This window comes from Pedobacter frigoris, from assembly GCF_005116445.1.
Taxonomy (GTDB): Bacteria; Bacteroidota; Bacteroidia; order Sphingobacteriales; family Sphingobacteriaceae; genus Pedobacter; species Pedobacter frigoris.
Map to the genome: position 1 here is coordinate 212,431 of NZ_SWBQ01000004.1, position 12,677 is coordinate 225,107.

14 protein-coding genes are annotated in these 12,677 nt (G+C 41.7%); 6 read left to right on the plus strand and 8 right to left on the minus strand.

The features are described from left to right. Positions 1-91 precede the first annotated feature (91 nt). The gene (fcl, locus tag FA047_RS14745; RefSeq protein ID WP_136836844.1) at positions 92-1,018 is read right to left on the minus strand and encodes a GDP-L-fucose synthase; all 927 of its coding nucleotides are present in this window, start codon (positions 1,016-1,018) and stop codon (positions 92-94) included. A 219-nt stretch (positions 1,019-1,237) separates the two neighbouring features. On the opposite strand from fcl, the gene trmB reads away from it, so the two are divergent. From trmB to FA047_RS14765, 4 genes are read left to right on the plus strand one after another with little or no spacing between them, the layout of a single operon-like run. Next, complete coding sequence (gene trmB / locus FA047_RS14750) at positions 1,238-1,888, plus strand: tRNA (guanosine(46)-N7)-methyltransferase TrmB (RefSeq protein ID WP_136836845.1); 651 nt, start codon at positions 1,238-1,240, stop codon at positions 1,886-1,888. Continuing rightward, positions 1,888-2,214 (plus strand): MGMT family protein, encoded by a 327-nt coding sequence (locus tag FA047_RS14755; protein ID WP_136836846.1) that lies wholly within the window; start codon positions 1,888-1,890, stop codon positions 2,212-2,214. Before trmB ends, FA047_RS14755 begins: the two co-directional genes overlap by 1 nt. A gap of 19 nt (positions 2,215-2,233) precedes the next feature. After that, the gene (locus tag FA047_RS14760) at positions 2,234-2,575 is read left to right on the plus strand and encodes a carboxymuconolactone decarboxylase family protein (protein ID WP_136836847.1); all 342 of its coding nucleotides are present in this window, start codon (positions 2,234-2,236) and stop codon (positions 2,573-2,575) included. A gap of 6 nt (positions 2,576-2,581) precedes the next feature. Beyond that, positions 2,582-3,142, plus strand: coding sequence for a DNA-3-methyladenine glycosylase I (locus tag FA047_RS14765; RefSeq protein WP_136836848.1), 561 nt, complete (start codon positions 2,582-2,584; stop codon positions 3,140-3,142). A gap of 2 nt (positions 3,143-3,144) precedes the next feature. Here FA047_RS14765 and FA047_RS14770 read toward each other — a convergent pair whose 3' ends face one another. Next, positions 3,145-3,831 carry a hypothetical protein gene (locus tag FA047_RS14770; RefSeq protein WP_136836849.1) on the minus strand — a complete coding sequence of 229 codons (687 nt, stop codon included), beginning with the start codon at positions 3,829-3,831 and terminating at the stop codon, positions 3,145-3,147. Between the two features lie 122 nt (positions 3,832-3,953). Between FA047_RS14770 and polA the strand changes: the two genes are divergently transcribed. After that, on the plus strand, positions 3,954-6,764 hold the full coding sequence (polA, locus tag FA047_RS14775; RefSeq protein WP_136836850.1) for a DNA polymerase I: 2,811 nt from the start codon (positions 3,954-3,956) through the stop codon (positions 6,762-6,764). 83 nt (positions 6,765-6,847) lie between these two features. Here polA and FA047_RS14780 read toward each other — a convergent pair whose 3' ends face one another. The 3 genes from FA047_RS14780 to FA047_RS14790 are packed head-to-tail and all read right to left on the minus strand — an operon-like array spanning position 6,848 to position 8,457. Further along, positions 6,848-7,525, minus strand: coding sequence for a metal-dependent hydrolase (locus FA047_RS14780; RefSeq protein ID WP_136836851.1), 678 nt, complete (start codon positions 7,523-7,525; stop codon positions 6,848-6,850). An 11-nt stretch (positions 7,526-7,536) separates the two neighbouring features. Next, positions 7,537-7,842: a YbaB/EbfC family nucleoid-associated protein gene (locus tag FA047_RS14785; protein WP_136836852.1), complete on the minus strand. Its 306-nt coding sequence runs from the start codon at positions 7,840-7,842 to the stop codon at positions 7,537-7,539. 57 nt (positions 7,843-7,899) lie between these two features. Next, entirely contained in the window at positions 7,900-8,457 is a 558-nt protein-coding gene (locus FA047_RS14790) for a glycosyl hydrolase family 95 catalytic domain-containing protein (RefSeq protein WP_136836853.1), read from the minus strand. Positions 8,458-8,660: 203 nt separating this feature from the next. Between FA047_RS14790 and FA047_RS14795 the strand changes: the two genes are divergently transcribed. Continuing rightward, a complete protein-coding gene (locus tag FA047_RS14795; RefSeq protein ID WP_136836854.1) occupies positions 8,661-9,464 on the plus strand; it encodes a PI-PLC domain-containing protein in 804 nt (267 codons plus the stop codon). Here the strand turns inward: FA047_RS14795 and FA047_RS14800 are convergent. The 3 genes from FA047_RS14800 to FA047_RS14810 form a co-directional block, all read right to left on the minus strand. Then, a complete protein-coding gene (locus tag FA047_RS14800; RefSeq protein ID WP_136836855.1) occupies positions 9,461-9,910 on the minus strand; it encodes an SRPBCC family protein in 450 nt (149 codons plus the stop codon). The genes FA047_RS14795 and FA047_RS14800 overlap by 4 nt on opposite strands. 126 nt (positions 9,911-10,036) lie before the next feature. Next, a complete protein-coding gene (locus tag FA047_RS14805) occupies positions 10,037-11,338 on the minus strand; it encodes a paraquat-inducible protein A (RefSeq protein ID WP_136836856.1) in 1,302 nt (433 codons plus the stop codon). Continuing rightward, positions 11,325-12,650: a paraquat-inducible protein A gene (locus FA047_RS14810; protein WP_225872747.1), complete on the minus strand. Its 1,326-nt coding sequence runs from the start codon at positions 12,648-12,650 to the stop codon at positions 11,325-11,327. The genes FA047_RS14805 and FA047_RS14810 overlap by 14 nt, the downstream gene beginning before the upstream one ends. Positions 12,651-12,677 lie beyond the last annotated feature (27 nt).

Consider the following 12,677-nt stretch of genomic DNA (forward strand, 5'->3'; position numbering starts at 1 on the left):
AGCTAAATCTTATTTTCTTTAACAAAGATATCAATTTAGATTATAATGTTAAATAAGAATTTCGCATTTAAAAAATGGGGGTGGGATAAAGCTACTGCTTTTCTAAAAAATCGCGGTAAGCTAATTTAATTCCTTCTTCCAATTCAATCTGGTGTTTCCAGCCTAATGCGTGAAGCTTAGAGACATCCATCAGTTTACGGGGAGTTCCGTCTGGTTTCGAACTGTCAAAAGTAAGTTCGCCTTCAAACCCAACAATCTTATTAATGACTAAAGCAAGATCTTTAATGCTCAGGTCTTTTCCTGTCCCAACATTTAAAAACCCCGGCTCATCATATTCCTGCATTAAAAAATAACAGGCATCAGCGAGGTCATCGGCAAAAAGAAACTCACGCATAGGAGAACCGGATCCCCAGATCACAACTTCAGTTGCACCATTTAATTTTGCTTCATGAAACTTGCGGATCAGAGCAGGTAGCACATGCGAATTCTGAGGGTGGTAGTTGTCATTGTAACCGTAGAGGTTGGTGGGCATCACAGATATGAAGTTACAGCCATATTGCGCACGGTAAGCGTCGGCCATTTTAATGCCGGCAATCTTCGCGATGGCATAAGGCTCATTAGTTGCCTCCAGGAGACCTGTAAGCAGGTAGTCCTCTCTCAATGGCTGAGGAGCCATTTTAGGATAAATACAGCTTGAACCCAAAAACATCAGTTTTTTAACGCCTGTTTTATAAGCATTGTGGATCACATTATTCTGTATAGAAAGATTTTCATAAAGAAAATCTGCCCTGTAGGTATTGTTGGCAACAATACCTCCAACTTTGGCTGCTGCTAAAAATACATATGCAGGCTTCTCCGCTTCAAAGAAATCTGTTACGTCCTGCTGGTTACGCAAGTCTAGCTCAGAAGAAGTTCTGACTAACAAATTACTATAACCTTCTTTGATAAGCTTACGGTAAATGGCTGATCCAACCATGCCGCGATGACCTGCTACGAATATTTTTGCGCTCTTTTCCACTTGAATTTTTATGGGTACAAAAGTATGAAATCCTTTCGTTATTTGATATGGCTGTCAACCCGATACTGAAAAACGAGTTCGGCGCAAGCTATACGAAAGATCTCTTGAACTTTGCACAAACAAAAGAGAGTTCTCTCCTTGGTTCGGTCACGTAGTGTAAGAAGGATGATGTAGCGTAAGAAGTTTTGCATAGATTTGTCATTAAAATTCAAATAAGCAGTGGGTAAAGACAAATTAAGAAAATTTGCAGAAATCGATACCTTTCCAAATGTTTATCAGCTTGATGAAGGGAAAGCATTAAAAGGAAAATGGGTAGCAGATCATTTTAAGAACACCAATCCTGTGGTGCTGGAACTGGCCTGTGGTAAAGGGGAGTACTCCGTGGGCCTTGCAAAGCTTTTTCCGGAGAGAAACTTTATCGGTGTAGACCTCAAAGGCAATCGGATCTGGAGAGGAGCGCGTACCGGTATGGATGAAGGTATACACAATCTGGCTTTTTTACGAATCCAGATAGAGGATATTATGGATTATTTTGAAGCAGGGGAGATCGATGAAATATGGATTACTTTTCCAGATCCTCAGCCACAGGATAGCAGAGAGAAAAAGAGACTTACCTTTCCTGCATTTCTCGATCGCTATAAAGTACTGTTGAAAAAGGGAGGTAAAGTAAACCTGAAAACAGATAATGATGGCTTACACGCCTATACCATAGAGAAGGTCGCCGAACTGGGATTGATTACTCATAAAAAGACCGAGGAACTGTATAAATCTGAATATGCGGATGCGGTACTTTCCATCAAAACACATTACGAAAGAATCTATCTTAAACACGATAAAAATATTAATTACATACAATTCTCCTTTGAATAATGGAACAGTCATTCTATGATCAGGTATTTGAGCTGGTAAAGCTGATTCCGAAAGGAAGGGTCACTTCTTATGGAGCAATCGCCAAAGGCCTTGGTTCCGGAGGGTCAGCAAGAATGGTGGGCTATGCGATGAGCAATGCACATCTTGCCGCATCACCTATACCTGCACATAGAGTCGTAAACAGTAGTGGGTTATTAACTGGGAAATTTCATTTTTCAGAGCCAAACCTCATGCAGGAGCTCCTGGAAAAGGAAGGGGTTGTTGTCAAAGATGATAAGATCCAGAATTTTAAAAAGCATTTCTGGGATCCGCTGGTAGAATTGTAGCAAAATAACAGGAAGGATTATGGCAAAATTAGTAGAAGAATTTAACGACTATCGCACTAAAATGAACGATAGGATCATGGAAACTGCAAATACCAATATCAAACGGTTTTTTGCACTCGACACAACCACCTATGCGGATGGTGCGCTTAATGTAAAGACCAAGGAGATGCTGGGTCTGGTTGCTTCTATGGTATTGAGGTGTGATGACTGTATTAAGTACCACCTTGAAAAATGCCATAACGAAGGCGTGAGTAATGAAGAAATCAACGAGGTCTTTATGATAGCTAACCTCGTTGGCGGATCAATCGTGATCCCTCATTATCGTCGCGCTGTTGAATATTGGGATGAACTTAGTCTTTAATGAATTATGGAAAATATAATCAGATGCGACTGGTGCGGTTCAGACCCGTTGTACGTAAAATACCATGATGAAGAATGGGGGAAGCCCGTTTATGATGATAAGATACTGTTTGAGTTTTTGATTTTAGAAGGTGCACAGGCAGGACTAAGCTGGATCACTATTCTCAAAAGAAGAGAAGGCTACAGAAAAGCATTTGCCGGGTTTGATGTAAATAAGGTTGCTGCATTTGATGAAAAGGATGTGGAGCGGCTAATGAATGATCCGGGGGTCGTTAGAAATCGTTTGAAGGTTCTCGCAGCGATCAACAATGCAAAGCTTTTTATAAATATCCAGGAGGAATTTGGATCTTTCTCTAATTACATGTGGGGCTATCTGCCCGATAAGAAGCCCATTCAAAATCAAGTAGTCACCATGAAAGATATACCTGCGCGGACTGAGTTATCCGATGCAATTAGCAAGGATATGAAGAATCGGGGATTTAAATTTTTTGGAACTACAATCTGTTACGCACACATGCAGGCTACCGGAATGGTGAATGACCATAAACTGAGTTGCGTGAGCAGATAACATTATTTCCTCATTGAATTATAAGCAGCTACAAAGGCCCTGAGTAATTTGGCATCAAAAGCTTCGGTCGCATTGATGCGTTCCGCAAGATCCTCATCATTATTTAGCTTTTGCAAAAGCACGGTCTTGATGAGCTGGGTCTTTGCTGCGGTGGCAGCGCCTTCAACAGGTAGCTCCTGGATAGGTCCGGTTCCTGGTTTTTCAAGAAAATAAGCAACTGGTAGTACTGTTCTGCCCTGTGTTTCTTCACTGCTGCGCCTGCCGCCACCAAATGTGATTCCGCCTCCTACACCACCAAAACCTCCTGTTCTGCCTCCTATGCTGATATTAGGTCTTACTTTAGCCCTTTTTACCTGAGGCTCTTCAGCGGTTGTATTTCCGCCAATGGCATACAAATTAACAACACCCTGCTCCACCAGTTTGAAGAACCGGTATTCCATTTTCTTTTTTACCACAATCGGCTTGCTGACATAAGTTTCGCCATTCCACACGAATTCTTTAATGTCCTTGGCATTATACTGGGCCAGAGATTCATCATCGTTTTTAAGAATGACACTTGAAAAGTTTGTGCCTTTGATAGTTCCGCGCACAAAATTCCCCGGACTGATCATCACTACATCCTGTGCATTGGCCCAAATGCAGCTTAATGTGAGTACAAATAGAATAAGAAGTGTCTTTGTAGATTTCATAATGACCAAATAACGGAAATTATTAGAGTATTAGTACCTTTATCCAAACAACAATAGTTAAACAGATGAAACCATCATCTTGATGATAGCTTCATCACCGAAGAAAAACAAACAATAAACAGATGAAAAAACTTTTCCTTCTTGACGGCATGGCGCTGATTTACAGAGCACATTTTGCATTGAGCAAAAATCCCCGTTTTACATCTACAGGTATCAATACCTCGGCGGTAATGGGTTTTGCCAATACTTTGTTGGAAGTATTAAAAAAGGAAAAGCCTACACATATCGCAGTTGTTTTTGATACCGAGGCTCCTACGGAAAGACATACTGATTTTGAAGCTTACAAAGCACACAGACAGGCCATGCCTGAGGATCTGGCTACGGCCTTACCTTATGTATGTAAGCTGATTGAGGGTTTTGGTATCCCTGTCATTACTAAAGATGGTTATGAAGCTGATGATATCATTGGCACACTTGCCAAAGAAGGAGAGCGCCAGGGATTTCAGGTATACTGTATGACCCCTGATAAGGATTTTGCACAGCTGGTATCAGAAAACATTTTCATTTATAAACCTGCCAGAATGGGCAATGATATGGAAGTGTTGGGCGTGCCGGAAATACTGGCCAAGTGGGAAATAGAAAATGTAGAGCAGGTAATTGATATTCTTGGGCTTTGGGGCGATGCCGTAGACAACATTCCGGGTATTCCGGGTGTGGGCGAAAAAACGGCAAAGACGTTGATCAAACAATATGGTTCAGTAGAAAATATCATTGCCAATGCACATGAGCTGAAAGGCAAGCTCCGTGAAAATGTGGAAACGTATGCTGAGCAGGGAATGATCTCTAAAAAACTAGCAACAATACTTTTAAATGTGCCTGTTGAGTTTGATGAGCAATCTTTATTGCTGGAAGAACCAAGCAGAGAACTGCTGGAACCTCTTTTTGCTGAACTCGAATTCAGAACCATTGGAAAGCGAGTATTTGGAGAGAGTTTCAGTGTAAATGATGCAAAAGGTGGCGCAGGTATGCAAACAGATCTTTTTGGCAATGCAGTAGAACAGCCTGAAAGTAAATCAAAAGTGTTTGTGGCTACACCCGAAATGTTTGACCAGCCTGCCGCAAAAACCATTGAAAATACACCTCACGACTATAAATTAATTGACACCCCTGAACTCCGCAAAGAGCTCATAAGCCTGTTGCTCCAACAGGAAAGTATATCTTTTGATACCGAAACTACCGGAACGGATGCTAACCTTGCAGATCTTGTGGGTTTATCTTTCAGTTTTAAACCAGGTGAAGGCTATTACATACCTGTCCCTGAAAACAGGGACGTGGCACAATTGATCGTAGATGAATTCAAGGTAGTCTGGGAGAACGAAAATATAGCTAAGATTGGTCAGAATATCAAGTATGATATGCTGATCCTGATGTGGTATGGTGTTGCTATTAAAGGAAAGCTCTTTGATACGATGCTGGCGCATTACCTGATAGATCCTGATACAAGACACAATATGGACGTGCTGTCAGAGAATTACCTGAACTATTCTCCGATTTCCATCACTACACTAATCGGTCCCAAAGGAAAAAACCAAGGGACCATGCGTGATGTGCCGGTAGAGAAGGTAGTAGACTATGCTGCAGAAGATGCTGATGTGACTTTACAATTGGCAAATACTTTCAGACCGATGCTCACAACGTTAAATGCGGAACAACTGGCTACTGATGTTGAAAACCCCCTGATTTACGTACTTGCTGATATTGAAAAGGAAGGGGTACGGATAGACATGGATACGCTGATCAACTATTCAAAAGAGCTGGAGCTGGACATCAGAAGATTTGAGCAGAATGTATATGATAAATGCGGAATTAAATTTAACCTGGCCTCACCTAAACAACTGGGGGAGGTTTTGTTTGATAAATTACAATTGGATCCTAAGGCAAAGAAAACCAAAACCGGGCAATACCAGACCGGAGAAGATGTGTTGCTTGCACTGGCGAACAAAAGTGATATTGTAAAAGATATCCTTGATTTTCGTCAGTTGCAGAAGCTAAAATCTACCTATGTGGATGCACTGCCGTTGCTGGTCAACCCTAAGACGGGAAGGGTGCATACCAGCTATAATCAGGCCGTAGCAGCTACCGGAAGATTGAGCTCTAACAATCCGAATTTACAGAACATTCCTATTCGTACCGAGCGAGGCAGAGAGGTGAGGAAAGCTTTTATCCCACGAGATGAAAACCACATCCTGTTGTCTGCAGATTATTCGCAGATAGAATTGAGGATCATTGCGGACATCAGCAAAGAAGAAAATATGCTGGATGCCTTCAATAAAGGTATAGATATTCACACGGCTACAGCGGCAAAGGTATATGGTATCTCTATTGAAGAAGTAGATAGCACCCAGCGTAGAAATGCAAAGGCGGTCAACTTCGGGATTATCTATGGTCAATCTGCATTTGGTTTATCTCAGAACCTGGGGATACCACGTAAGGAAGCTGCTGAAATCATTGAACAATATTTTGCGCAATATCCCGGAATTAAAAAATACATGTCAGACACCATGAACTTTGCCAGGGAGAATGGATTTGTAGAGACGATCCTAGGCCGTAGAAGATATCTGAGAGACATCAATTCAGCTAACCAGACAGTAAGAGGCTTTGCAGAGCGAAATGCGATTAACGCACCTATACAAGGCTCTGCTGCCGATATGATCAAAGTAGCTATGATCAATATCCATAAAGACATTAAAGATCGGGGATTGCAGTCTAAAATGACCATGCAGGTACATGATGAGTTGGTGTTTGATGTGTTAAAGACCGAGGTAGAGGAGATGAAAGAGATCATTGCACATCGCATGAAGACGGCTATTAAAACTACCGTGCCGATTGAAATAGAGATTGGTCAGGGTGAAACCTGGTTGGCTGCGCATTAGCAGGCGTCATCTCGATCTCTGAGAGAGATCTCTTGTTCAGGTATAGTTCAAGAGATCTCTCTCAGAGATCGAGATGACGAATCCTACAATTCAATTGTCTCGCCGATTCCCGGAAGAAGCAAGGTTTTGTTCTCTCTTTTAAATTTAGCTACTGCATCTTCTGTATCTATCTGAATAGGAGGGAATGTATTATAATGTACACCGACTATCTTGTTACACTCCAGGTATTTTGTGGCAATAAGCGCATCATCTACATCCATGGTATAGTGTCCGCCTATCGGAAGAATTGTATAATCCAGGTTGTAAAGATCAGCAAGGAGCTTCATTTCCATAGTCAATGCAGTATCGCCGGCGTAATAAATAGATTTTCCTTCAAGTTCGAATACAAATCCGGCAGGGTTTCCACCATAGCTTTCATCTGGATTAGAGCTGCTGTGTACCGCCCAAACTGTGCGCAGTGTTCCGAAGTCAAATTTAGCTTTGCCAAAGTTGATATCAGTCACATTTTTTACCCCTTGTTTCGTGATCCAAGAAGCAACTTCTACCATGGCAATTACCTGTGCTCCGGTCTGATTGGCAATCTGTACCAGGTCGGCAACATGATCTCCGTGGCCATGACTTACCAGGATATAATCAGCTTCTATAGCCTTTATATCTACATCTTTTGCCAGTGGATTGTGTGAAATGAAAGGATCAAAAAGAAACTTTTTGCCATCTGCAACTATGGAGAAGCAGGATTGGCCATAATAGGTGAATTTCATGATTTTTTAGATTATCCGCCAAACATACCACCAAGACCACCAAGCATGTCTTTTGTCGCCGACTGCATTTCTGCAGCGCTTACCTGATCAGCTTGTGTAAGGGCCTTATTGATAGCTGTTAATAAAAGTTCTTCTAACTCTTCCTTGTCTGCCTGTTTGTAAAACTGCTCATCAATTTCTACCGATGTAATTGTTTTATTGGCTGTAGCGGTGATCTTAATAGCTCCGCCTTCCACTTCACCAAATACAGAAACGGTATCCAGGCGTTTTTTTATTTCATCAGCCTTTTGCTGGGCTGCCATTAATTTATCGAACATATGCTTCGTGTTTATTTTAAAAACGAAATTAAGGCAAATTGGTTTAAAGTAAATGCATTATTTGAAAGACTGTGCAAAACCCAGTGTTTTGCCTGCTTGTATATTAAATTCCAGAATCTTATCGCCGTATTTTATTTTGCATTTCCCCCCTGTCTTATTTTTAATAAAACCCGAGACTATTTTTCCGTTTTTCCATTGCAAATCAACAACAAAATTTCCGCGTGCAACTAAACCTTTTATGTGACCATCTTTCCATGTTTTTGGAACAGCGGGCAATAGTTCAATAAAATCTTCGTGGCTCTGCAGTAGCATTTCTGCCATTCCGGCTATCACCCCAAAATTTCCATCAATCTGAAATGGTGGAAAAGCGTCAAACATATTGTAATAGGTACCACCTCCTGAATCATATTTTGTATCCATATCATTAGTAGGTCGCAAATGATTATTTAAAATGCTCAAGGCTCTGTCACCATCATGAAGACGTGCCCATAATGCAATCTTCCAGGCAAAGGTCCATCCTACACCACCATCACCTCTGGCTTCCAATGATTTTTTGACAGCATTGGCCAATGCAGGTGTTTTATAAACAGTAATTTCATTACCTGGGTATAACATTGGTTTAAATGATCTTTACTCTAAAGTATTTGGTATGAATAACAAACATAATACAAATTTTACCGAAAAACATCCTCATTATTAGCAGACCGTTACATGCTAAAATTGCTTAATGTTTTGCTTGAAATGAAGAGGTTTTTTAAGTATATATGCTTTATTTTGAATTGCTTTTTCGGTGTAAATTAATTTTATAAAAAAGGCTAATGATACTTGTTAAAGATCTTAAAATCAGGACTCAATTTGTTCCCTTAATTGTGATAGTGTTATGTACTTCTGCTGCCTTTGCTCAGAAATATGAGGTGAATAAGAATGCACATTCACACAATGATTACATGCAGTCGGCACCATTCTTTAATGCTTATAACAACCGCTTTGCTTCTATTGAAATCGATGTGTTTTTGGTGGGTAAGCAGTTGTATGTCGCGCATAGCAAAAAGGAGATAGATACTACAAAAACAATAGAGAAATTATACCTGGAACCATTATTGGCAGAAATTGAGAAGAATGGCGGTAAGCCATATAAAGGAGGGGGAGGACTGCAGTTTATGATTGATTTAAAAATCGCTGGTGTGCCTGCATTAAAGGTATTGGAAGCCAAACTAAAGCCCATCAGAAAATACTTCGATACCAAAAATAATCCCAATGCGGTACGCCTGGTCCTTAGCGGCTCGCTTCCAACGCCAGAACAGTTTAAAGATTTTGATAAGATCTTCTTTTTTGATGGGAAATCCGGAGTTAATTATACCGCCGATCAGCTGGAACGCATCGCTTTTTTCAGCACGTCTTTAGCACAGTTTTCCAAATGGGATGGCAAAGGAAGGATGCTGGCCGCTGAGCAGGAAAAGGCATTAAAGTTTGTGGATTCCGTACATCATGTTGGAAAACCTGTCCGTTTTTGGGGCAATCCTGATACCAAAGCCTGCTGGAAACTATTCGTGAAAATGGGAGTAGATTACCTGAACACCGATTCACCCGCCAAAATGGCGAAGTTTTTAAAAAGGCGCTAACCCTCCGGTATTTCAGGCTCTACAAGCTTAATCAACTTCTCCAGCGATTCCTGCCAGCCTAAATAACACATTTCTGCCGGTATCATAGGAGGTATTCCCTCTTGCAGCACTTTCAATTCTGTACCTGCAGATGTTTTTTGAAGCCATACAGAAGTAGTCATTACCCCCGGCAGATTCGGATCATCAAATTTGTCTGTATACTTTAGAAACTCACCCGGTTTCACCTCTACATATTCTCCGCCGAATGAATGTCCGTTACCGGTTGTAAAATTGTGAAACGACATTCTGAAAGTACCGCCAACCTTGACGTCCAGTTCATGTACGGTACAAAGAAAACCATAAGGCGGCAACCATGAAGCGATTGCTGTAGCTTCGGTAAAGGCACGATATACCTTTTCAGGTGAAGCTTTAATAACTCTGTGCAATGAAACTTTATTCTCTGACATAAAAATAATTTTTTGGTTATCGATTGTTGCTATACAAATATGCCGGTAAAAACAGATATAAAACAGGGGGAGATGCGACAATTTACAGTACGGTTTGCGACAGCTACCCTTAGCTATAAATATGTGCTACTTTTTAATCGTTGTGATGCGTTTCAAGATCAGGGATAATATTGACGCATAGACTACATAGGCCACAAAAATAAAATATCCGGATTGCAAAGTAGTATTGTTTTGGGTGACTGTAGACAATAACTCCTCCTGTATATTTAAATTAGAAAGCTGGCTTTTTAAGATCCCGTTTAAGCCGATGTACGTCATTCCAACACCAACAACCATTACATCTGCCATATCCCATTTTCCTAAATCAAAGGCTAAAAACCGAACCAGCTTGTTTTCTGCATATTTATCCCTGCCCCAGATGAGGATGCCTTTACCTATCATCCGCAGCAACGGCAGGATCACCACAAACAGGAATATAAGGATGCCAACCAATACCGCATCAGGTTTAGGCTCATGGATCAGGGCCAGGATGATGCCGTTTATGCTCTTGCTCTGAAAAAACAATACCTGATTGGTAAATGATAATTTTTCGCTGAGCAGTGTAAAGTTAAGCGATTCAATGCGGGCATCTACCTCTATGACCGTCGCGGTAATGCCGACTAGTAAAAGCACCAGTGCAAACAACAGCGACAAGATATAGAGTGTGGTATGCAGCTTCGTATGGTTCCTCATCAGCCACCAGAGACAAAGTGCCAGAAACGCAGAACCGACCATTGCAATGGTGTAATTGTTGGTTAATGTACGGATGGCGGTTAGTTGTGCTTTCACGGTCTGCTCAAATGCAGCAGCATTATTTACCTTGTATTTGCGATAAATGTTCCTCGTCACGGTTACACTGGCGGGTTCAGTATTGTCGTAAGTTTGTTTTTCCAGCTGGTCAATTTTACTGCTCACTATACCCTTTAATCTTTTCTGACTTGCCGGCCTGTTGATGCGGTTTACAATAGTGCTGGCAAATGCAGGTACCTGGGCATGAATCTCATCCGGATCTACGAGCACATTGAATGCCAGTTTTTTGAGTTTGCCACCCAGGCTCTTTTGAGGCTTGTTGATCTCTGCGACAGCAGTATTGACAAGCCGGTGCAATTGCTTTTCAACCTTCTCCCGGAGTGCCTGCTTCTGTTCTGCAGTCATGTTAAAATCGTTGATTTTTCCATCTACGATCGAAGCGATCTTTTCCCGCCACTGATCTACAGAGAAAATGCCAAAGGTAATGCTATTGGCTACACTGTAGTCTTCTTTTAGCCTTTCCCGCTGACTCGAGAGCTGAGATACACGGAAGCCCAGGTAAGCTTCTCCGCAGAGCAGCAGACCGATTCCTATGATCAGGAGGATGCCGGCAATACCCGTTTTTCTAGTCGCAGTCATGTGGAGAAATGAATTTTAGTATGGTCGACAAAATAAGCCCGTACAATACAAAGCTGATAAAGATGATGAAGCCGGGCTGAAGTGCCGTATTATTGGTCGTGATGACCGTTAAGTCAGCGCTCTTGATGTTCAGGCTGCTCAGCTGACTCTGCAACAAGCCATTTAAACCAATATAAACCATCAATATCGCGATAACGATTACGTCTGCCATGCTCCATTTTCCCGATTGGAAAGCAAAATATTTGATGATCCAGTTCTCGGCGATCCTCTTACCGCTCAGCAGGTGGATACCTGTCGCACTGAGTTTCATTACAGGGAACAAGATGCTAAAAACCAGGATCAATACCCCTACGAGTACCGAGTCAATAGCTGTTTGCCCTAACAATACACTCACCACATCAAGGATGCTCTTACTTTGGAAAAATAATACCTGATTTTTGAAGGTGACATGCTCGCCAAGAAGCATAAAGTCCAGGGTCTGGATCCTGGCATCCACCTCAATCATTGAGGCGGTCAGACCCACACCTAGGAGTATAAATGCAAACATCAACGACATGATGAAAAGTGTGGCGTGCAGGTCAACCCTTTTTCTGAAGATCCACCAGACTGATAAAACAACGGCGATACAGCCCAGCATGGCAAAGGAATAACTGTAAGTGGCGGTCTTGATGCGCCCGAGCGACGAGGTCAGCACCTTGTTCAATTGCTCGGTCGAAGAAACGCGGTATTTTTCAAACACCTTATCAGTTACTTTTTTCGTTGCCGCCACTGTGCTGTCCAGGTATTCAGCGCGTTCCAGCGAATCAAATTTAGACATGGCCATCCTGCTCAAGTGGTTTTTGTTCCCCTTGTTATCCACCTTTGCCAGGATTGTTTCGGCGAATTCAGGTGCCTGGGCCCTGATCTTATCCGTATTTACAAAAGTCTTAATGGCAAATTTCTTAATCTTTCCACCCAGGGTCTTCTTAGGTTTGTTTACCAGCGCTTCGGCCTTGTCAATCAGTGCGATTACCGTTTGTTCCACTTCCTTTCGGAGTTCTTTCTTTTGTTTTCGGGTTAGGCTAAAATCCCGGATCTGGTTGTCGACAATTCCGGAAACTTTGTCCCGCCACTGTTCTACCGAGAACAATCCAAATGTGATGTTATTGATGTTGGAGTACTCTGTCTTGATTTCTTCCTGTTGCTCTGAAAGTTCATGCAGCCGGAAGGCAAAATACCCTTCCACACACAATAAAATAGCCAAGCCGAAAATCAGCAGGAGTTTCGGAACAATTGTTTGGTTCCTTAAAGTGGTCTTGTCTTTGTCTGTCAAATCAGTATTGCTTCGTTACCTAACAAT